The organism is Bacteroides sp. 3_1_13 (genome assembly GCF_001185845.1).
Taxonomy (GTDB): Bacteria; Bacteroidota; Bacteroidia; order Bacteroidales; family Bacteroidaceae; genus Bacteroides; species Bacteroides xylanisolvens.
Genome location: NZ_KQ236955.1, coordinates 1,781,564 through 1,804,389 on the forward strand (window position 1 = coordinate 1,781,564; position 22,826 = coordinate 1,804,389).

General features: G+C 42.8%; 16 protein-coding genes. 10 read left to right on the forward strand and 6 right to left on the reverse strand.

The genetic code is table 11. The features are described from left to right. Window positions 1-657 carry an ABC transporter ATP-binding protein gene (locus HMPREF9009_RS06325; RefSeq protein ID WP_004314881.1) on the forward strand — a complete coding sequence of 219 codons (657 nt, stop codon included), beginning with the start codon at window positions 1-3 and terminating at the stop codon, window positions 655-657. Between the two features lie 178 nt (window positions 658-835). Here HMPREF9009_RS06325 and HMPREF9009_RS06330 read toward each other — a convergent pair whose 3' ends face one another. Next, complete coding sequence (locus tag HMPREF9009_RS06330; protein WP_049701741.1) at window positions 836-1,756, reverse strand: ComEA family DNA-binding protein; 921 nt, start codon at window positions 1,754-1,756, stop codon at window positions 836-838. Further along, on the reverse strand, window positions 1,756-3,126 hold the full coding sequence (locus tag HMPREF9009_RS06335) for a sodium-dependent transporter (RefSeq protein WP_008642982.1): 1,371 nt from the start codon (window positions 3,124-3,126) through the stop codon (window positions 1,756-1,758). Before HMPREF9009_RS06335 ends, HMPREF9009_RS06330 begins: the two co-directional genes overlap by 1 nt. Window positions 3,127-3,229: 103 nt before the next feature. Here HMPREF9009_RS06335 and HMPREF9009_RS06340 point away from each other — a divergent pair, with 103 nt between their 5' ends. Beyond that, window positions 3,230-3,622, forward strand: a complete 393-nt coding sequence (locus HMPREF9009_RS06340; protein WP_015532267.1) for a VanZ family protein — start codon at window positions 3,230-3,232, stop codon at window positions 3,620-3,622. A gap of 139 nt (window positions 3,623-3,761) precedes the next feature. Here HMPREF9009_RS06340 and HMPREF9009_RS06345 read toward each other — a convergent pair whose 3' ends face one another. Together HMPREF9009_RS06345 and HMPREF9009_RS06350 are read right to left on the reverse strand one after the other, a co-directional pair. Next, on the reverse strand, window positions 3,762-5,057 hold the full coding sequence (locus HMPREF9009_RS06345) for a UDP-N-acetylmuramoyl-tripeptide--D-alanyl-D-alanine ligase (RefSeq protein WP_049701742.1): 1,296 nt from the start codon (window positions 5,055-5,057) through the stop codon (window positions 3,762-3,764). Between the two features lie 77 nt (window positions 5,058-5,134). Then, a complete protein-coding gene (locus HMPREF9009_RS06350; RefSeq protein ID WP_049701743.1) occupies window positions 5,135-7,150 on the reverse strand; it encodes a tetratricopeptide repeat-containing sensor histidine kinase in 2,016 nt (671 codons plus the stop codon). Between the two features lie 117 nt (window positions 7,151-7,267). On the opposite strand from HMPREF9009_RS06350, the gene folP reads away from it, so the two are divergent. The 8 genes from folP (at window position 7,268) to HMPREF9009_RS06390 (ending at window position 20,799) form a co-directional block, all read left to right on the forward strand. Next, window positions 7,268-8,134, forward strand: coding sequence for a dihydropteroate synthase (folP, locus tag HMPREF9009_RS06355; protein WP_182019520.1), 867 nt, complete (start codon window positions 7,268-7,270; stop codon window positions 8,132-8,134). 11 nt (window positions 8,135-8,145) lie between these two features. Beyond that, window positions 8,146-8,910: a diadenylate cyclase CdaA gene (gene cdaA / locus HMPREF9009_RS06360; protein WP_004299718.1), complete on the forward strand. Its 765-nt coding sequence runs from the start codon at window positions 8,146-8,148 to the stop codon at window positions 8,908-8,910. A 307-nt stretch (window positions 8,911-9,217) separates the two neighbouring features. Further along, window positions 9,218-11,554: a beta-galactosidase gene (locus HMPREF9009_RS06365; protein ID WP_049701744.1), complete on the forward strand. Its 2,337-nt coding sequence runs from the start codon at window positions 9,218-9,220 to the stop codon at window positions 11,552-11,554. Between the two features lie 23 nt (window positions 11,555-11,577). After that, window positions 11,578-12,555, forward strand: a complete 978-nt coding sequence (locus HMPREF9009_RS06370) for a glycoside hydrolase family 43 protein (protein WP_049701745.1) — start codon at window positions 11,578-11,580, stop codon at window positions 12,553-12,555. Between the two features lie 376 nt (window positions 12,556-12,931). Next, window positions 12,932-15,397 (forward strand): alpha-L-arabinofuranosidase C-terminal domain-containing protein, encoded by a 2,466-nt coding sequence (locus HMPREF9009_RS06375; protein ID WP_049701746.1) that lies wholly within the window; start codon window positions 12,932-12,934, stop codon window positions 15,395-15,397. Between the two features lie 36 nt (window positions 15,398-15,433). After that, on the forward strand, window positions 15,434-17,383 hold the full coding sequence (locus HMPREF9009_RS06380) for a glycoside hydrolase family 97 protein (RefSeq protein WP_049702282.1): 1,950 nt from the start codon (window positions 15,434-15,436) through the stop codon (window positions 17,381-17,383). 1,065 nt (window positions 17,384-18,448) lie between these two features. Then, window positions 18,449-19,489 carry a glycoside hydrolase family 43 protein gene (locus tag HMPREF9009_RS06385; RefSeq protein ID WP_049702283.1) on the forward strand — a complete coding sequence of 347 codons (1,041 nt, stop codon included), beginning with the start codon at window positions 18,449-18,451 and terminating at the stop codon, window positions 19,487-19,489. Window positions 19,490-19,503: 14 nt separating this feature from the next. Continuing rightward, window positions 19,504-20,799 carry an alpha-l-rhamnosidase gene (locus HMPREF9009_RS06390; protein ID WP_049701747.1) on the forward strand — a complete coding sequence of 432 codons (1,296 nt, stop codon included), beginning with the start codon at window positions 19,504-19,506 and terminating at the stop codon, window positions 20,797-20,799. Window positions 20,800-20,863: 64 nt separating this feature from the next. Here the strand turns inward: HMPREF9009_RS06390 and HMPREF9009_RS06395 are convergent, their stop codons facing one another. Both HMPREF9009_RS06395 and HMPREF9009_RS06400 read right to left on the reverse strand, forming a co-directional pair. Continuing rightward, window positions 20,864-21,880, reverse strand: a complete 1,017-nt coding sequence (locus tag HMPREF9009_RS06395) for a GNAT family N-acetyltransferase (RefSeq protein ID WP_049701748.1) — start codon at window positions 21,878-21,880, stop codon at window positions 20,864-20,866. Between the two features lie 13 nt (window positions 21,881-21,893). After that, a complete protein-coding gene (locus HMPREF9009_RS06400; RefSeq protein ID WP_008024414.1) occupies window positions 21,894-22,811 on the reverse strand; it encodes a DUF2156 domain-containing protein in 918 nt (305 codons plus the stop codon). Window positions 22,812-22,826 lie beyond the last annotated feature (15 nt).

Consider the following 22,826-nt stretch of genomic DNA (forward strand, 5'->3'; position numbering starts at 1 on the left):
ATGATAAAACTAGAAGGTATAACGAAGAGTTTCGGCTCATTACAAGTGTTGAAAGGCATTGATCTGGAAATCAATAAAGGAGAAATTGTCAGTATCGTAGGTCCGAGCGGTGCCGGTAAAACGACTTTGTTGCAAATCATGGGCACTCTCGATGAACCGGACGCAGGTACGGTGCAGATTGACGGAACAGTAGTAAGCCGGATGAAAGAGAAAGAACTATCTGCGTTCCGTAATAAGAATATCGGTTTTGTTTTCCAGTTTCATCAACTGTTGCCGGAGTTTACGGCATTGGAAAATGTGATGATTCCCGCTCTCATTGCAGGCGTTTCTTCCAAAGAGGCAAATGACCGTGCTACGAAGATTCTGGATTTCATGGGGCTGGTTGACCGGGCTTCTCATAAACCGAATGAACTGTCGGGAGGTGAGAAACAACGGGTAGCGGTAGCGCGGGCTTTGATTAATGACCCGGCAGTTATTCTGGCAGACGAACCATCCGGTAGTCTGGATACACATAATAAAGAAGATTTACATCAACTGTTCTTCGATTTGAGGGACCGTCTGGGGCAGACTTTTGTCATAGTGACGCATGACGAGGGACTTGCCAAAATCACGGACCGGACAGTCCATATGGTGGATGGTATGATTAAAAAATATTAATTAGAGAACCTAACTTCTAAAAATGTATACCAAAAAGGTAGAGCCTTGCAAGTGTTCTATCTTTTAGCTATATATTTATAGTCGCTTCTCTACGGAAGTCTGTGAAGATGATAGTAGAGTGTTTGTTTTGTTTGTGTGTGATGCATTCTTGTCTGGTGTGATAGGAATGCATCTTTTTTTATTTATTATAACAAATGTAGGGCTCGATCCGTTCAAGATCAATAGGAGTGAACTCCTCATAAAGGGATAGTTGCTTCAGACTTTTTAAGATTCCTTTCTTTTTCCGATATTCTATGATGACCTTCGCTTGATAGTAGTTTATGTATGGATGACGCATCATTCGTTCCATACCGGCTTTGTTTAAATTGATACGGTGTATCTGATGGGTGTCAATAGAAAACCACGGGCGGAGCCTTTCTGCTTTTAGATGAATCTCCTGTAACTGCTCTATCCGGCAAAAGCCCCCCAGTCGTTCGCGGTAATTCACGATCATCCGGGCAATGCTGCTCCCGACTCCCGGAATCTTTTTAAGTTCGGTGGTATCAGCAGAGTTGAGGCTGACGACAGTTCCCGGTTGGTATTTCACAAGAGTGTCCCGTTGTATGCTTTGTACGGTTAATAATCGTATTGTATCTTTATCTTTCGAACTGAAATCTTCTGTAATTTGGATATAAGGATGAAGAGTCTGGTATTGTTCTTCTGTGAGTCCGTATATCTTTCGAAAATCCTCCGGATGGCGGAATTTGCCTTGTTTATGGCGATAGTGCAGGATATTCTTTATCATCCAGGATGGTAATCCGAGCGAAAGGAAAGTAGTGGAGTCTGCGGTGTTCGGATCAAACATCGTAAGCTTGATTTCCCTTTGAGGGGTTGATGGAAAAGAATGACCGAACTTTGGGTGAGGTTTTGTTTCCAGGAGAGAGGCAACAAAGTCATTATATTCTTGATCGGATTTCTTATTCTCTGTGCAGTCGGTATCTTCGGCACGAGTGAAAAAGGCAAAGAGTTCAGGAGTTGCATATACTCCTAAAATAAGAACGACAAGGACGATAATGCCTTGTCGTTCGGTTTTAGTATAATAAAGGAAGTCTTTCCACATTATAGCTTGATTAGCCCCAGTTCATTGATAAATATCAGTGAGATGGCGATTGGTGCGATATATTTTAATATAAAGATAATAAGCTTGTATACCGGTATCTTTAACGAGCCGTCATTGGTAATTTCTGACCATACAATCTTTTTATCCAGATACCATCCGGTAAAGAGGGAGATACACAGTCCGCCAAGTGGTAACATGATTTTAGCTGTTACGAAGTCGAAGAGATCGAACATTCCCAGTCCGAAAACGGTGAATCCTTTCATGACTCCCAATGATAATGAACAGAATATTCCGAGAAAGACACAACCGCCGGTGACTAACCTTGCTGCTTTTCCACGGGAAAGATTAAACTCCTCGTGAAGATAAGCGGTTACTACTTCGTGCAAAGAAATGGTAGAAGTTAAAGCAGCCATCGCCAACAATGCGTAGAACATTACAGAGAATATGTATGCTAGTACGGGAACTCCGCCAAATGCCTGTTGGAATACATTAGGCAGCGTGATAAAGATCAGACTGGGACCTGAATCCGGTTGTATGCCAACCGAAAAGGCTGCCGGGAAGATGATAAATCCGGCTAGTATTGCCACAAAAGTATCAATGATTCCTACACTGAAAGCAGTTTTAGTCAGGTTGGTTTCTTTACTGAAATAAGAGGCGTAGGTGCAAAGGCATCCCATACCCAGACTCAAAGAGAAGAAAGCCTGTCCCATGGCACTCAAAAACACATTTCCGTCCACTTTGCTAAAATCGGGTTTGAGCAGGAATTCAATACCCGCACCAGCTCCTGGCAGAGTGACCGAACAAACTACCAGTATGAGGATAATGATAAACAAGGTAGGCATCATGATCTTCGAAGACTTTTCAATTCCCTTTTCTACTCCTTTCACGATGATGAAATGAGTAATCAATAAAAATGCTACCAACCATACGACCGGTCGCCACGGGCTACTGGAGAATTGTTGGAAAGAAGAGATAAACTCTCCGGAGTTTTTTCCGGCAAAGCCATTGGTGGCAGCCTCAAGAATATATTCAAGTGTCCACCCTGCTACTACTGCATAATAACTAAGTATCAGGAAACCTGCTAATACTCCCATGCGTCCTACCCAACGCCAATGCGTTCCCGGAGCTAATGTTTGATACGCTCTTGCAGTGTTGGCTCTTGATCGGCGTCCTATCAGGAACTCGGCAATCATAATAGGCAGTCCCAAGAGAAAGATACAACCTAAATAGATCAGTATAAAAGCGGCACCTCCATGATTTCCTGTTTCGTATGGAAACCTCCATATATTACCCAACCCAACTGCAGAGCCGGCAGAAGCGAGTATGACCCCTAATTTGCTGCCGAAGTTCGCTCTATCAATTTTTGCCATAAATCTTGTTTTATCTTACAAATCGTTATAAAATATGCGAGTTAAAGTGCAAATATAGAAAATGATACTTATATTTGCACGAAAATTGTAATATTATTTAGATATGCTATCTTATATTAAGAAATATCCTATCTCGCTTTTTATCATTTTGACAGTGATTTATCTGTCGTTCTTTAAACCGCCTAAGACGGATTTGAATGAAATTCCCAATTTAGACAAACTGGTTCATGTTTGTATGTATTTCGGTATGTCGGGGATGTTGTGGCTGGAGTTTTTGCGTGCACATCGCAGGGATCATGCTCCGATGTGGCATGCGTGGGTAGGGGCGTTCCTTTGTCCGGTGCTTTTCAGCGGTTGTGTGGAGTTGTTGCAGGAATACTGTACTACTTACCGGGGTGGTGACTGGTTGGATTTTGCGGCCAATACAACAGGGGCGATTCTGGCTAGTTTAGTGGCCTATTATGTCGTACGGCCGAGGATGAAAATAAATAAATAGTAAAAGGCAACCTATGAACAACAAAGGTGAACGATAAGCCGTGAACGATGGCAAATAATAAACGGTGAATAATGGATATGATCTAGTCAACCATTATTCACCGTTTATCATTTATCATTTGAAGTGTACCATTCCGGCTTTATAGAAATTCTACCGTTGAACTAAGCTTGATCCCATTGGAACCTTTAATAAGAATGGTATATCCTTTGGGTTTATCTTCTTGCAAATCCTTTATAACTTCCTGCACATTTGCATAAGTTTTAAAAGAATGTTCACTTGCGGCAAACTGTTCTCCCACGAGCCATACTTTCTCAAAATCACTTTCTTTGATGTAGTCAACGATTTTCTGGTGTTCGGCCGGGCTATCAGCACCCAGTTCGCGCATATCTCCTAATATGAGCATCTTGTGAGGGACTGTCATGTTCTGGAAGTTTTGCAAGGCAGCCATCATGCTGGTTGGGTTTGCGTTGTATGCGTCAATGATAAGCGTGTTATCTTCCGTCTTTTTAAGTTGGGAACGGTTGTTCTGTGGCGTATACTCTGCCAGAGCTTCATCGATCTTCTTTGCTTCCACTCCGAAGAAACGTCCGATAGTGATTGCAGCCAGGGCATTCGGGAAATTATATTCTCCGATCAACTGTGTACAGACTTGATGGAGTTCACCGTCTTTACCGGCTTTCCATTCGAAAGCAAGATAAGGCGAATTGCCGGTAATCCGGCCATTGACATAGAGATCATCTTCTGTTCCATAAGAAATCAGGTTCAATCCCTGTGAGATATTCATCAAATAGGGGTTATCGTGATGGATAAAGGTGATGGCATCTTTCTTGCGGAGGAAATCATAAAGCTCTCCTTTGGTTTTGATAACTCCTTCGAAAGAACCGAATCCCTCCAGATGAGCTTTGCCTACGTTAGTGATAATCCCATAATCCGGTTCGGCTATTCCGCAAAGAAACTTGATTTCCCCCGGATGGTTGGCGCCCATCTCAATGACGGCAAGGTCATGTTCCGGTTTTAACCGTAGCAGGGTAGTCGGTACGCCGATGTGGTTGTTGAGATTACCTAAAGTATAAAGTACATTGTGGGCTTGGCAGAGAACGCTGGAAATTAACTCTTTGGTGGTTGTCTTTCCATTAGTGCCCGTAATGCCGATCACTCGCGTTCCGAGTTGGCGGCGATGATAGTTGGCAAGCTGCTGCATGGTTTGCAGGCAGTCGTCTACAAGTATATATCGTTGATCGCCTTCTACGGCATACTGTATTTCATCGATAATGGCAAACGCGCATCCGGAGTCCAGCGCTAATTTGGCAAATGCATTACCGTTGAACGACTCACCTTTCAAGGCGATAAACAAAGAACCGTCCGGGCAGTTCCGGCTATCAGTAGTTACTGATTGGCAATCCAGAAAAATCTGGTAAAGAGCAGAAAGTTTCATAACCTGATCTTTTATTTAAAACGTTGCAAAGATAGGCTATTCTTTCGGATTTGATGGGAGTTCGGGCAGTTTTTTGCTTAGGCATATATCAAAGGAAGAGTCAGGATCATCCGGCATCCTTCTGTATAAGAAGTATCGATCCGGAGGCTGCCTCCTAACTTTTCGGCAATACTCCGGCATATCGGAAGTCCGAGCCCGGTGCCCTGCGTGAAAGAATTCATTTTGTAGAAACGTTCAAATACCGCTTCCTGTTGGTCTTTCGGGATGCCTGTTCCTGTATCGGTCACACTGATTTCAATTTTCTTTTCAGCTTCCAATACGGAATAAGCGATGCGAATACTGCCATGAGTCGTAAATTTAGTGGCATTATGTGCCAGGTTGTTCAATACTTGTGATATACGTTCCGAATTACTGCGTATGAGCAGGCTATCTCTTTCAGGTTCGAATAAAACTTTTACATCTTTCTGCGTGTTATCTTTGGCAACTTCAGATGCAAGTTGACAGATCGCATTAAGGTCTGTTTCGGGGTCAGTGGGCAGTTGTTCGTATTGATCCAGTTCGGACAGCGTGAGCACATCAGTCACCAGTCGAAGCAAGTCGTTACTGTTGCTTTTGATGATATTGACAAACTCTTGTGTTTCTGGACTGTTGCTGTAATGGTCGCTTAATACCTGCGAGAAGCCTACGATAGAGTTGAGCGGTGTGCGGATTTCGTGCGTCATGCTTTGGATAAACGTTGTTTTCATCCGGCTGCTTGCCTCCGCTATATCTTTGGCTTTACGCAATTCTTCCCTCGATACCATAAGTTCTTCATTCCTTATTTTAAGTTCGGCTTCCGAAACTTTCAGTTTGCGTTTCAGGAAGTTTTCTCTATAAAGGAATATGAATAAGATACCTAATAAAATAATCAATGAAATAATCAAGGTTGTTTTATTATGCAACTCCTTCTCTTGTGCCTGAAGCATGAGTTCTTTCTTTTCGGCATTGAGCTTTTCTACATTTAATAAGGTGGCGAATTCGCTGCTGGCCACTTGCTCATTGGCTATTTTCAAAGAGTCATCCGTGTTGATGTACATTTGCAGATATTTGACCGCCAGATTCATATTCCCCATCTTTTGGTAGATTTCTCCCTGTGTGCGGTAATGGATGCTGCTAAGTATGCTTTCGCTTAAACGGCGTTCTTCTTTTTCCTGCATCTTTGCGGCTTCCAGTGCTTTCTGATATTGTTTGGTCTGCTGGTAGTATAAACATTCTATATTATACAGTCTCTTTTTGATAGACTCCAGTCTTTTGTCCTGTTCAAACGCTGCCTGACACTCCTTCAGTAATTTTTCGGCAGCTTGAAAGTCGCCGAACTTGCTGTAGTAGTTTACGAATTCCAACTTGGCAGATATTTGTTGCGTAGAGGAATTGGCAGTTGCAATGGCTTTTTCCACAGCAGCCAATGCTTCTTTTTGCTTTTTCTGGTTGATGTAATAGTTGGCTATCTGGGCATAAGTCTGGGAGATGTTGTAGTTTTCGAGCTTGTATTTTTCAGTCAGCTCGATTTCTTTCAATCGCCACTCGAACGCCATCGAATCGAATCTTTTGATGGTGTAGATTTGCGACATGATGTTATAGCAACGGGAGAGGCCGGTCTTATCATCCTCTTCTTGAGCTTCTTTTAACATGTTTTGCACTTCATAAAGTGCTATGTTCGTTCTGCTTGTTTTTAGGTAATAGGTAATTAATCTGTTAGCCCATGCGAAGTAATAGTATTTAGGCTGATGAGTGGCCTTGGCGAATTCTTTTACTTTGTTGGTATAGTGGATTACGCTGTCTTCATTGGTTCCCTGGAAATAATAATAATCCAGTTGAGTAGCTATGGCTACTGCCTGCATCCGTTCGTCCTGCCGTTCGCCGGCCATTCGGAATAAAGTGTCGGACATATTAAGTACAACAGGCTCTAATAAGTATTCTTGACAACGTTGATAATATTCATAGAGAGTAGAGTCAACATTGAAAGTTTCAGCCTCTTTTTGAGCTTTAGCAGTAGTGGTAAAGAACAAAATGAGGAAAAGAAATCCTACGCGAAATAGGGTTAATCGGCTCATGGTATGAATTTTTCGGGTTCTTCTATAGTTTGCAAATATACGTTTATTTCTTCTTTTTAGTACGAATACTTGCTTTTTTTATCTACATTTGTAGGCGATCTAAAAGGAATGTTGTCAATGATGAAACCTATATCTCCTATTTATATAAATGTAAAAGGGCGGTTGCTCGATCTTGCTACTCCGCAGGTGATGGGAATTTTAAATGTTACTCCCGATTCTTTTTATTCCGGCAGCCGGATGCAGACTGAAGAAGACATTGCTGCCCGGGCCTGGCAGATACTTGATGAAGGTGCTTCAATAATTGATATAGGAGCCTATTCTTCACGACCGAATGCCGAACATATTTCTGCTGAAGAAGAGATGAGAAGACTGCGTACCGGTTTGGAAATTCTGAATCGTAATCATCCCGAAGCCATTATTTCCGTTGATACTTTCCGGGCTGATGTGGCGGAAGAATGTGTGAAAGAATATGGAGTGGCTATTATTAATGACATAGCTGCCGGTGAAATGGATCACCGGATGTTTCAGACAGTAGCCGACTTGGGAGTACCTTATATAATGATGCACATGCAGGGAACTCCCCAAAATATGCAGAAAGAACCGTCTTATGATAATCTGATAAAAGATGTTTTCCTGTATTTCGCCCGTAAAGTGCAGCAACTTCGCGACTTGGGAGTGAAAGATATCATTCTCGATCCGGGATTCGGATTCGGAAAGACACTGGAACATAATTATGAACTATTGGCACATCTGGAAGAGTTTCATATCTTCGAACTTCCCGTTTTAGTGGGAGTTTCACGGAAATCAATGATTTATAAATTGTTGGGAGGAACCCCGCAAGATTCATTGAATGGGACAACCGTATTGGACACTGTTGCGCTAATGAAAGGAGCGCATATCCTGCGGGTGCATGATGTACGTGAAGCAGTGGAAGCTGTCCGGATCACAGAGAAATTAAAAATAGAGAGTGGATATGACAAATAAGAGGAGGGTGCATGTTTTTTGAGTTTGGCATAAAAGATTTTATCGATATTCTGCTGGTAGCTTTTGTTTTGTACTATACCTACAAATTGATGAAAGCTTCCGGTTCTATCAAGGTGTTCACCGGAATTCTGGTTTTTATCCTGATCTGGCTGGTGGTGACGCAAGTGCTGGAAATGAAATTGTTGGGCTCTATTTTCGACACATTGATGAATGTGGGTGTGATCGCGTTGATTGTTCTTTTTCAGGATGAGATACGCCGTTTCCTCTTGACTTTGGGATCTCACCGACATGTCAGTGCGCTGGCCCGTCTCTTTAACGGTTCGAAAAAAGAGTCGTTGAAGCATGACGATATCATGCCGGTGGTAATGGCTTGTTTGAATATGGGGAAGCAAAAAGTCGGTGCATTGATTGTCATAGAGCATAACGTTCCTTTAGATGAAGTTGTCCGTACGGGCGAACTGATTGATGCGGCAATCAACCAACGTTTAATCGAAAATATATTCTTCAAGAATAGTCCGTTGCACGATGGCGCAATGGTAATCAGCAAAAAACGTATCAAGGCGGCAGGATGTATTCTTCCTGTATCCCATGATTTGAATATACCGAAAGAACTGGGCTTGCGACATCGCGCAGCAATGGGAATCTCTCAACAGTCGGATGCTCATGCTATTATTGTTTCGGAAGAAACAGGCGGTATCTCCGTAGCCTATCGCGGACAATTTTATCTTCGTCTGAACGCGGAAGAATTGGAAAGTCTGCTGACAAAAGAAAACTGATTTTATAGTGATAGGCCAATGGTCAAATAATGATGGTCGTTTTATGACTATCATTATTTGACCATTGGTGTTTTATTTATTATCTTTAGGGCAATAACAATAGATATGGATAATCCTTTTGTGACTAATGGTTATGTTTCTGCCAGGTATATCTGCGATCGGGAATAAATGAAATAAAGCAAAATAGCGTCAATTGGCGCTATTTTGCTTTATTTCTAACCCTTTTTGAATGATAATTATCCCCTCCTTTTTAGGTGAATCGCCTACCTTTGCCGTATACTATTAAAATTCTATTTTTGAATAAACCATGAAAAACAAAATCATTGCTTTACTGGTACTTTTTACAGTTATTCTCTTTAGTAGTGCACAGGCGCAAACCACTGCCCACAAATTTGAGGCGGGCAAGAACACATTCCTGCTTGATGGAAACCCATTTGTAGTGAAGGCGGCGGAGTTGCATTACACCCGTATCCCACAGGCTTACTGGAGTCATCGCATAGAGATGTGCAAAGCATTGGGAATGAATACGATTTGCATTTATATTTTCTGGAATATCCACGAACAGGAAGAAGGAAAGTTCGATTTCTCCGGTCAGAATGATATTGCCGCTTTCTGTAAACTTGCGCAGCAACATGGAATGTACGTCATTGTCCGTCCCGGTCCGTATGTGTGTGCGGAATGGGAGATGGGAGGACTTCCCTGGTGGCTGTTAAAGAAAAAAGACGTAGCCTTGCGCACGCTTGATCCTTATTATATGGAACGGGTAGGTATTTTTATGAAAGAGGTCGGCAAACAACTGGCTCCGTTGCAAGTGAATAAAGGAGGAAATATTATCATGGTTCAGGTGGAGAACGAGTATGGCTCTTACGGAACCGATAAACCATACGTTTCTGCCGTGCGTGATTTGGTACGTGAATCCGGTTTTATCGATGTGCCTCTGTTTCAATGTGACTGGAGCAGTAACTTTACCAATAATGCACTCGACGATTTGATTTGGACTGTGAATTTCGGAACTGGGGCTAATATCGACCAGCAGTTTAAGAAACTGAAAGAGCTTCGTCCCGAAACTCCATTGATGTGTAGTGAGTTCTGGAGCGGGTGGTTCGACCATTGGGGACGGAAACACGAAACACGTCCTGCAAAAGATATGGTACAGGGCATCAAGGATATGCTCGACCGGAATATCTCTTTCAGTCTCTATATGACTCACGGAGGAACGACTTTCGGTCATTGGGGAGGTGCAAACAACCCTGCTTATTCCGCTATGTGCAGTTCGTACGATTATGACGCTCCGATCAGTGAAGCCGGATGGACCACCGAAAAGTTTTTCTTGCTTCGCGATTTATTGAAAAACTATCTTCCGGCCGGTGAATCATTGCCTGAAGTCCCCGCTGCTTTGCCTGTTATTGAGATTCCCGAAATTCATTTCAATAAAGTGGCTCCACTATTCTCGAATTTGCCGGAAGCCAAACAAACAGTGGATATTCAACCGATGGAACAATTCAATCAGGGATGGGGAACTATTCTGTATCGGACCACATTGCCTGAAGCAACCCTCGCAGGAACCGTTTTGAAGATTACGGAAGTGCACGACTGGGCGCAAATCTATGCCGACGGCAAACTTCTGGCGCGTTTGGACCGTCGTAAAGGAGAATTTACTACGACTTTGCCCGCACTGAAAAAAGGTACGCAACTGGATATTCTGGTGGAAGCAATGGGACGTGTCAACTTTGACAAATCCATTCACGACCGCAAAGGTATCACGGAAAAGGTGGAACTAGTTTCGGGTAATCAGACTAAGGTATTGAAAAACTGGACTGTGTACAACTTCCCGGTAGATTATTCTTTTATTAAAGACAAGAAATATAACGATACAAAAATACTACCGGCTATGCCTGCTTACTACAAGAGCACTTTTAAACTGGATAAAGTAGGAGATACATTTCTGGATATGAGCACATGGGGAAAAGGCATGGTTTGGGTGAACGGTCATGCAATGGGGCGTTTCTGGGAAATCGGTCCGCAACAGACCCTCTTTATGCCGGGTTGCTGGCTCAAAGAAGGAGAGAATGAAATTCTCGTATTGGATTTGAAAGGTCCAGCCAAGGCTTCTATCAAAGGCTTGAAGAAACCTATTCTTGATGTGCTTCGTGAAAAAGCTCCCGAAACGCACCGCAAGGATGGAGAAAAACTGAAACTGGCAGGTGAGAAAGTAATACATGAAGGTGCTTTCACTCCGGGCAACGGTTGGCAGGAAGTACGATTTGCTGCTCCGGCGAAAGGACGTTATTTCTGTTTGGAAGCGCTTTCTCCGCAAGCAAATGACAACATCGCAGCAGTGGCAGAGTTCGATGTCCTGGGAGCTGATGGCAAACCGGTATCTCGTGAACATTGGAAGATTCGTTATGCCGATAGCGAAGAAACGCGTAGCGGCAACCGTACAGCCGACAAAATATTCGACTTGCAGGAATCTACTTTCTGGATGACTGTGGATAATGTCCCTTATCCTCATCAACTGGTGATTGACTTGAGTAAAGTGGAAACAGTGACCGGCTTCCGCTATCTGCCCCGTGCCGAAAAAGAATATCCGGGCATGATTAAAGAATATCGGGTGTATGTGAAATCTGCCGACTTTAATTACTAAACTATTGATGTACAAGCATTGAAATGATAATAGATATGAAGAAAAATATAATCCTTTTCGCACTCCTCTTCGTAGGAGTGTTGACTGGATATTGCCAACAATCTGCCTACCTGTTTGTTTATTTCACCGGCAATCGCATGAGTGAAGAAGCCGTCAGGATGGCTGTTAGTCTCGACGGATATAATTATAAAGCTTTGAATGGAAATCAACCGGTACTTGATTCCCGGGTGATTAGTTCAACAGGCGGAGTGCGCGATCCTCATATTTTACGTTGTGAAGATGGGAAGACATTTTATATGGTAGTTACAGACATGGTATCTGCCAATGGATGGAGTTCTAATCGCGCCATGGTATTGCTGAAATCGAAAGACCTTGTACACTGGACTTCCAATATCGTAAATATCCAGAAGAAATATCCCGATCAGGAAAACCTGAAACGTGTGTGGGCGCCACAAACGATTTATGACAAGGAAGCCGGAAAATACATGATCTATTGGTCCATGCAACATGGCAATGGCCCGGACATCATTTATTATGCTTATGCTAACAAGGATTTTACCGATATAGAAGGAGAACCGAAACCACTGTTTCTTCCGAAAAACGAAAAGTCATGTATTGACGGCGATATCGTCTATAAAGACGGGCTTTATCACCTGTTCTATAAAACGGAAGGGAATGGAAATGGCATTAAGAAGGCTACTACTTCCTCTCTGACCTCCGGACAGTGGACGGAATCAGATGACTATAAGCAGCAGACGAAGGATGCAGTAGAGGGTGCGGGCATCTTTCCATTGATTGGCTCGGATAAGTATATCTTGATGTATGATGTGTATATGAAAGGCAAATACCAGTTTACGGAAAGTGCTGATTTGGAACACTTCAAAGTGATTGACCATGCCGTTAGTATGGATTTCCATCCACGTCACGGTACTGTTATTCCGATTACTCAAAAAGAATTGCAACGCCTTTTCAAGGCGTATGGTAAACCGGAAGGTTTCTGATCCAAAGGAGGAAGATCAAAACCCATCTAAATTAGAAATCATCCTCGCCACAGCTTCTTGTCGCGAAGATGATTTCGTTGAAAGGAAATTTGGGTACCTCTCATCTACAAATTCAATGAATTTCAAGCGGGTAATTTTCATTTCCAGATAAATACATTCACCCTTTCGTCTTTTTTGAGTTATTAAGATAAGGTGGATTCACTAGTGTAATCCAGGAAAATAGTATACGATATTGGAAAAAGTGTATATTTTACCCTTGTTTACTTGTTTCTTATATATTTTTAAGTGTAAAACAACCAATTATAGCTTGAAATATATCAGTTAGAATAATGAAAATCTTAACTTTGCGATTGATAATCTTAATGCAATAGATACCATGAGAAAATTATTCCTGTTTTTAGTTGTCTTGTTTTTGTCGTTTCAGCAAGTCACTTTAGCTGCAATCAAAGAAATGACGAGTACCCCCGATTCGGTTTATCTCTTTTCCTTCGCTACTTCCGGAGACGACGGACGTAGCGGGCTTCGTTTTGCCTGGAGCATGGATAAGGAAAACTGGTTTGAAGTCGGCCGGAACTACGGATATCTCCGGTGTGATTACAGCCGTTGGGGATCACAGAAGAAAATGCTCGACCCTTATTTGAAACAGTCGCCCGCTGGCGAATGGATATGTACCTGGAAATTGAATGATCGTGATGGATACGGTCAGGCCACTTCTAAAGACTTGATAAACTGGACCAGCCAGAAATATCCCCGTACTACTTCCGATTTTAACGGAACAAGAGTGAAAGCCGTAGTTGCCGGAGAGGAGCAGAAAGGAACTATCAACCGGGTAGCGTGGACTTTGGTAGATGGATTAAATAAGAATTATGGCTGGAATCAATATCGGAACTCATTGCATGGAGAACGTCCGGTACAGGATGGAGAACGTTTTGCCGGTTTGAAGCCTGTAAAAGCAACGGTCACCGTACAACCCGAACGTGCCAAGGCCATCAGCGATGTCTTGTTGGGTGCTTTCTTTGAAGATATTAATTATTCGGCAGACGGAGGACTCTATGCAGAGCTGATCCAGAACCGTGATTTCGAATACGACCCTTCAGACAGGGAAGGGGATAAGAACTGGAATAGTACTCATTCCTGGACATTGAAAGGAGATAAAACCACTTTCACTATTGCTACTACCGATCCTATTCATGCCAATAATCCGCATTATGCCGTATTGAATGTAGAACGACCGGGAGCCGCGTTAGAAAATACAGGCTTTGATGGTATCGCGCTGAATGTCGGAGAGAAATATGACTTTTCCATATTTGCGAGGGTTCCGCAGGGGCAATCAAACAAATTGCAGGTTCGTTTGGTAGATGGAGAAGGAAATATATGTGGAGAGACTTCCCTGACTGTATCTTCCCGCCAATGGAAAACGTATAAAGCAGTGATTACTGCCAAAGCAACCGCAGATACTCGCCTCGAAATCATTCCCCAATCTGCTGGAGAATTGAATCTGGATATGATTTCTTTGTTTCCGCAGCATACATTTAAAGGACGCAAGAACGGACTCCGCAAGGATCTGGCCCAAGTGTTAGCTGACATTCATCCCCGTTTCATCCGTTTTCCCGGTGGCTGTGTGGCTCATGGTGATGGTCTGAAGAATATCTATCAATGGAAAAACACAGTCGGTCCGTTAGAAGCAAGAAAGGCGCAACGCAACCTTTGGGGATATCATCAAAGCATGGGACTGGGATATTTTGAATATTTCCAATTCTGCGAAGATATTGGCGCGGAACCGCTTCCGGTATTGGCTGCTGGTGTTCCTTGCCAGAACTCTGCCTGTCACGGTGACTTGAGAGGCGGACAGCAAGGCGGTATCCCAATGAGCGAAATGGGTGCTTATATTCAGGATATTCTTGATCTGATAGAGTGGGCAAACGGCGACGCTAAGAAGACAAAGTGGGGAAAGGTACGTGCCGAAGCAGGCCATCCGAAACCTTTCAACCTGAAATACATCGGTATCGGCAATGAAGATCTCATCACCGATATCTTCGAAGAACGTTTTACAATGATATTTAATGCCATCAAAGAAAAATATCCTGAAATGGTCGTTGTAGGTACAGTAGGACCGTTCAATGAAGGAACAGACTACGTAGAAGGATGGAAACTGGCCGACAAACTGGGTGTGCCGATGGTGGACGAACATTATTATCAGACTCCGGGATGGTTCCTGAACAATCAGGACTTCTACGATAAATACGACCGTTCGAAAAAGACAAAAGTATATCTGGGCGAATATGCGACTCATATCCCGGGACGAAAAGCGAATATCGAAACTGCACTGACGGAAGCTCTTTATCTTGCTGCCTTGGAACGCAATGGAGACGTTGTACACATGACTTCCTATGCTCCTCTTCTCGCCAAAGAAGGACATACCCAATGGAATCCGGATTTGATTTACTTCAATAACCGGGAAGTGAAACCTACCACCGGATATTATGTGCAGAAACTCTACGGACAGAATGCCGGAAACGAATATCTGCCGGCGAAGATCACTTTGGATAATAAAGACGATAAAGTGCAGAAACGTTTTGCTTCTTCCATTGTCCGCGATTCGGCAAGTGGAGATGTAATAGTGAAGTTGGTCAACTTACTTCCTGTAGAGGTGAATACTCATGTCGACCTTTCCGGAATCGGTGTGATACAGCCTTCTGCAAAGAGAACCGTACTGACCGGCAAACCGGCAGATACTCCGCTACCTGTTGAAGATACGGTGGAAGTGGCAGAAAAGTTTGATTGCCAATTGTCTGCCTACTCTTTTACGGTGATCCGGATAAAAAAGGCAAATGAGAAATAACAGGAAATAAATGAAGAACATAATAACATGAATAATATGAAGAAGATAATAAGCACTCTACTGGTGGCTGGTTGCTGTCTGACTTCGCTGATGGCACAAGACGTGGTCGTGAAAGGACCGGATGAAAAACTGCAATTGGTTGTCTTTACTTCCCCTACCGAAAAGCCAAGTTATTCCATTACCTATAATGGGAAAACCATGCTGGAGAAATCACCTTTGGGTATGAACACGAATATTGGTGACTTTGCTAAAGGAATGAAACTGACAGGGCATACGGTCACCCCGATTGATACCGTCTATCGTCAGGATCGTATTAAAACCTCACAAGTGCATTATCAGGCAAACGAGCTGAACTGTCAATTTGAGAATCCGAAAGGACAGAAAATAGATGTTGTCTTTCGTGTCAGCAACAATGATGTAGCTTTCCGTTATACCCTGCCGCGTCAGGATGGAAAAGGAAGTGTAACGGTGACTGCCGAAGAAACCGGTTTCCGTTTCCCGCAACAGACTACTACTTTCTTGTGTCCGCAAAGCGATGCCATGATAGGATGGAAGCGTACAAAACCCAGTTATGAGGAAGAATACAAGGCAGATGCTCCGATGAGTGACCGTTCCCAGTACGGGCATGGTTACACCTTCCCTTGCCTGTTCCGTATTGGTGACGATGGTTGGGTGCTGGTTAGCGAGACAGGAGTGGACAGTCGATATTGCGGCTCACGTTTAAGCGATGTGAGCGAAGGTAATCTGTATACGATTGCTTTCCCGATGGCAGAAGAAAATAATGGCAACGGAACGGTTGCTCCGGCATTTGCCTTGCCGGGAGCTACTCCCTGGCGTACCATAACAGTTGGCGAAACTTTGAAACCGATTGTGGAAACAACTGTTGCGTGGGATGTCGTGCGTCCTCTTTATGAAACAAAATATGACTACCGTTTCGGACGCGGCACATGGAGCTGGATTCTTTGGCAGGATGGTAGTATCAACTATGACGATCAGGTGCGATATATTGATTTTGCTGCGGCAATGGGATATGAGTATGCGTTGATTGATAACTGGTGGGATACGAACATCGGTCGCGACCGCATGAAGTCTTTGGTAGAATACGCACGTAGTAAAGGCGTGGAACTCTTCTTATGGTATAGCTCTTCCGGTTATTGGAATGATATTGAGCAAGGACCGGTTAATCACATGGACAACGCCATTATTCGCAAACGGGAGATGAAATGGTTACAGAGTCTTGGAGTAAAAGGCATTAAAGTCGATTTCTTTGGTGGTGACAAGCAAGAGACGATGCGCTTGTATGAAGATATCTTGAGTGATGCTGACGATCACGGCCTGATGGTGATCTTCCACGGTTGTACAATCCCTCGCGGATGGGAACGCATGTATCCGAATTATGTAGGTAGTGAAGCCGTACTGGCATCCGAGAATATGGTATTCAACCAACATTTCTGCGATGAAGAAGCCTTCAATGCTTGCCTGCATCCGTTTATCCGCAATGCAGTGGGTAGCATGGAATTCGGCGGTTGTTTCCTGAACAAACGGCTGAACCGCAACAATGACGGAGGAACTACGCGTCGCACTACTGATATATTCCAACTGGCCACTACCGTATTATTCCAAAATCCGGTACAAAACTTTGCGCTTGCTCCCAACAACCTGGAAGATGTTTCTCCTGTTTGTATGGACTATATGAAAGCGGTTCCTACCACTTGGAACGAGACACGCTTCATTGACGGATATCCTGGAAAATATGTCGTGTTGGCACGTCGTCACAATGATACTTGGTATCTGGCTGCTGTGAATGCAGGAAAAGAAACATTGAAGTTGAAACTGGATTTAGAGATGTTTGCCGGAAAAACGGTTACCCTGTATAAGGATGATAAGAAAGGAGAGCCACAGCTTGTGCCGTTGAAAGTGAAAGAGAACGGTAAAGTGCAGCTGGAGATTCTTCCGCAGGGAGGTGCTGTATTGGTAAACAAATAGATGATAGTTCTACCGTTTGTTGTGGGATCATGTGGCAATGATTGTTCGGTAAAAGTTTGATAGAATCAATATTTATAGCATAATTTATGTAGCATTTTTTATGCTACACAAATTGTGCTATGAATAATTGCTTGAATATAAACAATATAGACTGCTTTCTTTATTCTTTGAATGAAATCATATTTGAGAAATGTTTCGTGGATATAATTCATTCAGTTGTGGTTGCAGACATTGCCTTACGCTGGTATACTAAAATAATCATATTCAAGAAAAGACCCTTCACCTTTCACAATGCCCTGTTCATCGGCATTAGCGGGTGAAGGGCTGGCTTTCACCTTCCTTTCACCTTTCTACCCTGGCTTTTACAGCTGTCTAGTCTGCTAAATCTTTTATCTATAGCTGGCAGGAGAAGTATTAATAGATGGTTTCCAGACTATTATAAGAAAACTTCTTTTCTATAAGGGACAAACTTCCTTTGTATAGGACCTAAACTTCTTTTGCATTATAAGAAAACTATAAATGCAAGCTTTGATTATATAAATGCAAGTTCCATTTATATAATTGCAAGTTCTGTTTTTATAAACGCAACTTTCATTTATAGATTGCATTTAATGAAAAGTAAGTTTGCATATTGGTAATAGGAAGTTTACCTATAATCAAAAGAAAGTTTGTTATTAATGAAAGAGAGGGCAGTTAGTAATGAATAAGGAAGCAGGTAAGGTATGTCTTCAGAAGCATAGATAGAGAAGTGCCATATAGGATTAGGAAACCGGATTATCAGAAAAGCATTTTATGTGTATATATAAATGACCTGCTCGACCAGAAAATCACTTTGTGTTGAAATCGGGTAGGTTCTTTTTATTGAGTGAACTGATAGGTGAAATCCCTATCCCTATCGTATTATATGGTAAACGCGGGCTAAAATCGAAGTGCAAATGCTCTGTAATATCGTGCATTTAGCGGAGAATGATTGTTTTTTAGTCCTTTTTTGACACATAAGTGTACCTTTATATTTAATGTATCATCTATCTTTGTAAACAAGAAATCTTATTTAATATCATGAATATGAATAGACATTGCAGAATAATCAAGTGTATATTATCAGGAGTCGTTTGCGCGTTGTTATTGCCTGTATCAATGCAGGCACAAAAGAACACAGCATTTATCCCCGGACAAGTGTGGAATGATACGGATGGAAATCCGATCAATGCCCATGGTGGCGGACTTCTTTATCACAATGGTACTTACTATTGGTATGGTGAATACAAGAAAGGAAAAACGATTTTGCCGGACTGGGCTACGTGGGAGTGTTATCGTACAGACGTGACCGGAGTAGGTTGTTACTCTTCTAAAGACTTGCTGAATTGGAAATTTGAAGGAATTGTGCTTCCGGCAGTCAAAGACGATCCGAATCATGACCTGCATCCCTCCAAAGTGTTGGAACGTCCGAAAGTTATCTTTAATAAGAAGACCGGTAAGTTTGTAATGTGGGCACATGTGGAAAGTGCCGATTACAGTAAGGCTTGTGCCGGCGTGGCGGTTGCCGATTCTCCTGTCGGACCGTTCGTTTATCAGGAAAGTTTCCGTCCGAACAATGCGATGAGCCGCGATCAGACAGTTTTTGTGGATGATGACGGACGTGCTTATCAGTTCTATTCTTCGGAAAATAATGAAACCATGTATATTAGTCTTTTGACTGATGATTATCTGAAACCTAGCGGACGGTTTACTCGTAATTTCGTCAGAGAGTCTCGTGAAGCTCCGGCTGTGTTTAAATATAATGGTAAATACTATATGTTAAGCTCCGGTTGCACAGGCTGGGATCCGAATGTGGCCGAAATAGCAGTGGCCGATTCTATTATGGGAACGTGGAAAACGATTGGTAATCCTTGTACGGGACCGGATGCGGATAAAACGTTTTACGCACAGAGCACTTATGTTCAGCCTGTTATCGGAAAGAAGGACGCATACATCGCTATGTTCGACCGCTGGAAAAAGAAAGACTTGGAAGACTCACGCTATGTATGGCTGCCTGTACTTGTAAAAGACGGAAAGATAACAATTCCCTGGCATGAAAAATGGACTCTTTCCATCTTTGACAAATAAAAAAGAAGATAAGCATGAAACGGATATTACTACTACTTTGCGGAATAATACTTGTTCCTACTCTTGCTTGTTCCCAGCGTTTGGTGGAAGTAGGAAAGGGATATAGCTGTACTTCGGTCAATACGACGGTCTTTCGGAATAACTCGCTGGTGACGCACGGTGAGGAACAATATATCAGTTATTACGATAACGACGGCTATCTGATACTTGGAAAACGGAAACTGGATTCGAAACAATGGACTTTACACCGTACCCAATATCAGGGAAATGTAAAGGATGCTCATAATGTAATCAGTATGATGGTGGATGGAGAAGGTTACATACACGTGTCTTTCGATCATCATGGACATAAACTGAATTATTGCCGGAGCATTGCTCCCGGTTCTCTGAAACTGGGAGATAAAATACCGATGACCGGAGTTGACGAAGGAAATGTCACCTATCCGGAGTTTTATTCTTTATCCGGAGGAGATTTACTGTTTGTTTACCGTTCCGGTTCTTCCGGTCGTGGTAACTTGGTGATGAACCGTTATTCGCTGAAAGAACATAAATGGACTCGTGTGCAGGATATACTGATTGACGGAGAAAATAAACGGAATGCTTATTGGCAAATGTATGTCGATGAGAAAGGAACCATCCATCTTTCGTGGGTGTGGCGCGAAAGCTGGCATGTGGAAACAAACCATGATATATGTTATGCCCGTTCGTTTGATAATGGAGTGACTTGGTATAAATCAAGTGGAGAGCAATATGAACTTCCTATCAAATTGTCTAATGCAGAGTATGCCTGTCGTTTGCCTCAAAACTGTGAGTTGATTAATCAAACAAGTATGAGTGCCGATGCAGAAGGAAATCCGTATATAGCCACTTATTGGCGGGATCCCGACAGTAACGTGCCCCAATATCGTATCGTCTGGAACGATGGGAAAGTATGGCATCAACGGCAGATCACAGATCGCAAAACACCTTTTACCTTGAAGGGTGGCGGTACGAAAATGATACCTATTGCCCGTCCGCGTATTGTGGTAGAGGGTGGGGAAGTCTTTTATATTTTCCGCGACGAAGAACGGGGAAGCCGTGTCTCAATGGCACATGCGTCCGACGTCGGCATTAGTAAATGGACGATAACGGATTTGACCGACTTTTCCGTGGATGCCTGGGAACCGTCCCATGATACGGAGCTCTGGAAGAAACAGCGGAAACTTCACCTTTTTGTGCAACACACCCGTCAGGGAGATGGTGAACGTACAGCGGAAATTGACCCTCAAATGGTATATGTATTAGAAACAGATATGAATATAAATAAGTAAAGATATGAAGGAATTATCTGCAACTCTTTTTTTCGTACTCTTCCTAGGTGGTGTAATTCGTGTCTTAATTCATCATCAAGCTCATATATGGCTTTAACGGCTGGAGTATTCTACCTGTTAGTTCACTAATATTCATCTGTATATGTGTACCGGGCAGTCGCTCGGTACTATACATGCACTTCCCTTTACACAGATAATAATAACCGTTATTTACCGACAGTTGTTTATCCGATAATTCCAGCTGCATTTCATCTTCGGGAAAAGCTGCGGCATAGATTTGCAGCACTTCTTTGGCATTGATGATACGTGCCATGCCCAACGGATGTTGAGGCTGTTGATCTTCGGGAGGTAAGAGTTGAACCATGCGCTTATATCCGGTGTGTTGCCTGATAGCATACAATAGGCTATATTCCACATCTTTATCTTCAGCGCAAAGCTCATTGATAATGATATGTTTGTCTCCTTTATATATAATAGTCACCCCCTTGATTTCGTTTTCTTGTCTGGCTACAAATAAGTATCCTCCGCTGATGGCAAGATCAGTCATAATAACCTGAAAGTCTTCCAGCGTGTGCTGAATACAGCAAGCCCGTTCGGAAAGTTTCTTATTCAAATAAGAATAAATCTCTTCCTGAAATTCCGGAACCACACTGACCGCTATCTCTTTAGCAGGAATAAACTCCGGCAAAACGATCTCTTTAGTTGAATACTTGAATACGGAAGCATATCCCATGCGGGCATAATAATCGAACAACCAGGGCTCCGCCGGTATCAATGTACTGAAATATACTCCATTCCGCAGCATCCGGGCGAAAGACTGTGATAAAAGCTCTCTCATAACCCCTTTGCTTCGGAAATCGGGATGCGTACAGGCTCCTGAAATATAGGAAGTCTGCACTGTTTCTCCGCCGAAAGTCATCGGATAAGGAAGCATCTGAAGCGCAGAGATTACCTCATCGCCACTTTGGATGGCGACATTCACCTCTGTTTTATAGCGCAGTCTGAAGTACATTTCAACGAATTCTTCACTATCGTCAAAACAGATTTTCCACAATGCTTTTACTTGCTCCTTTATCATCATATTTATAATGGATTTACCATTTTACCATATTCATGGGATGCTCTTTGAGGCAAGCCATATATTTTTCCAGAATCGTTGCCGGCTGGTAAGACAGTTTGGCTTTGCGTAAACCCTCAATACCTAAATCCTCTTCCCGGTTGATATAAATATATTGTTCGGGAATCCGGTTGGCAAATTCATAATTAATCATGGCATACGCACCTTCAATACTGGTATCCGCTTTTTCTACATGTACGCCGAATGTTTCATGATTGATAGGCATACCGAATGTGAATGCGACGATTTTACCGTTCACATGCAAGATACCTCCCGTCAGTCCGAGTGCCTCGAAGTTGTGGAGAGCATAAATCAGGGCGCGACGTTCGTTGCCTGTCCCCTCCTGTTGGTCACAGTTATTCACTTTACACCACTCTGCTTCCAGATCCAGACATTCCTGAATACGGTCCGGGGTAATCGGTGTGTATTCGTAATCCGGATAAGTGTTGCGGAACCGGTTGATATGATTTCTTTTCGCCTGGAATTTCTTCCCTTTCAGCGTAGATAGATCACTTCTCAAATAAATATAATCCGCATAGTCGCGGTCTTCTGTGAAAGTGAACTGTTCCGGAAGGATAGCTTCGAGATCAGTGCGCATATTGCTGCACACTCCCAGCATACAGAAATGCTGGTTCTCTTTGCGGGCATCTTCTATCAGTTCCCACAATACTGCTTTCAAATCTCCTGTACCTACGGGCATCATATAAGCAAGTTGTTCTCCCGCCCAAAACTTGAATACCAGAAAGTTGTCGACCACTGCGAATTGAGTGTCATATAAGAACCTCCAGCTGCAAAGATTGGAGAATGAAAGATCGCAATTGCGGCGATCACTTTTCATCGTGAATGAGGTGATTGTGTCTTTGTCTGCTAATGTGATATCTTTAAATGGAATCATAAAATTGCTTTTTGC

Excerpts from the sequence above, each read along its gene's own strand:
- HMPREF9009_RS06395 (WP_049701748.1), bottom strand. The coding sequence starts at position 21,880 with ATGATGATAAAGGAGCAAGTAAAAGCATTGTGGAAAATCTGTTTTGAC.
- HMPREF9009_RS06325 (WP_004314881.1), top strand. The coding sequence starts at position 1 with ATGATAAAACTAGAAGGTATAACGAAGAGTTTCGGCTCATTACAAGTG.
- HMPREF9009_RS06330 (WP_049701741.1), bottom strand. The coding sequence starts at position 1,756 with ATGTGGAAAGACTTCCTTTATTATACTAAAACCGAACGACAAGGCATT.
- HMPREF9009_RS06365 (WP_049701744.1), top strand. The coding sequence starts at position 9,218 with ATGAAAAACAAAATCATTGCTTTACTGGTACTTTTTACAGTTATTCTC.
- HMPREF9009_RS06370 (WP_049701745.1), top strand. The coding sequence starts at position 11,578 with ATGATAATAGATATGAAGAAAAATATAATCCTTTTCGCACTCCTCTTC.
- HMPREF9009_RS06345 (WP_049701742.1), bottom strand. The coding sequence starts at position 5,057 with ATGAAACTTTCTGCTCTTTACCAGATTTTTCTGGATTGCCAATCAGTA.
- HMPREF9009_RS06335 (WP_008642982.1), bottom strand. The coding sequence starts at position 3,126 with ATGGCAAAAATTGATAGAGCGAACTTCGGCAGCAAATTAGGGGTCATA.
- HMPREF9009_RS06385 (WP_049702283.1), top strand. The coding sequence starts at position 18,449 with ATGAATAGACATTGCAGAATAATCAAGTGTATATTATCAGGAGTCGTT.
- HMPREF9009_RS06380 (WP_049702282.1), top strand. The coding sequence starts at position 15,434 with ATGAAGAAGATAATAAGCACTCTACTGGTGGCTGGTTGCTGTCTGACT.
- HMPREF9009_RS06390 (WP_049701747.1), top strand. The coding sequence starts at position 19,504 with ATGAAACGGATATTACTACTACTTTGCGGAATAATACTTGTTCCTACT.
- folP (WP_182019520.1), top strand. The coding sequence starts at position 7,268 with ATGATGAAACCTATATCTCCTATTTATATAAATGTAAAAGGGCGGTTG.
- HMPREF9009_RS06375 (WP_049701746.1), top strand. The coding sequence starts at position 12,932 with ATGAGAAAATTATTCCTGTTTTTAGTTGTCTTGTTTTTGTCGTTTCAG.
- HMPREF9009_RS06350 (WP_049701743.1), bottom strand. The coding sequence starts at position 7,150 with ATGAGCCGATTAACCCTATTTCGCGTAGGATTTCTTTTCCTCATTTTG.
- HMPREF9009_RS06340 (WP_015532267.1), top strand. The coding sequence starts at position 3,230 with ATGCTATCTTATATTAAGAAATATCCTATCTCGCTTTTTATCATTTTG.
- HMPREF9009_RS06400 (WP_008024414.1), bottom strand. The coding sequence starts at position 22,811 with ATGATTCCATTTAAAGATATCACATTAGCAGACAAAGACACAATCACC.
- cdaA (WP_004299718.1), top strand. The coding sequence starts at position 8,146 with ATGTTTTTTGAGTTTGGCATAAAAGATTTTATCGATATTCTGCTGGTA.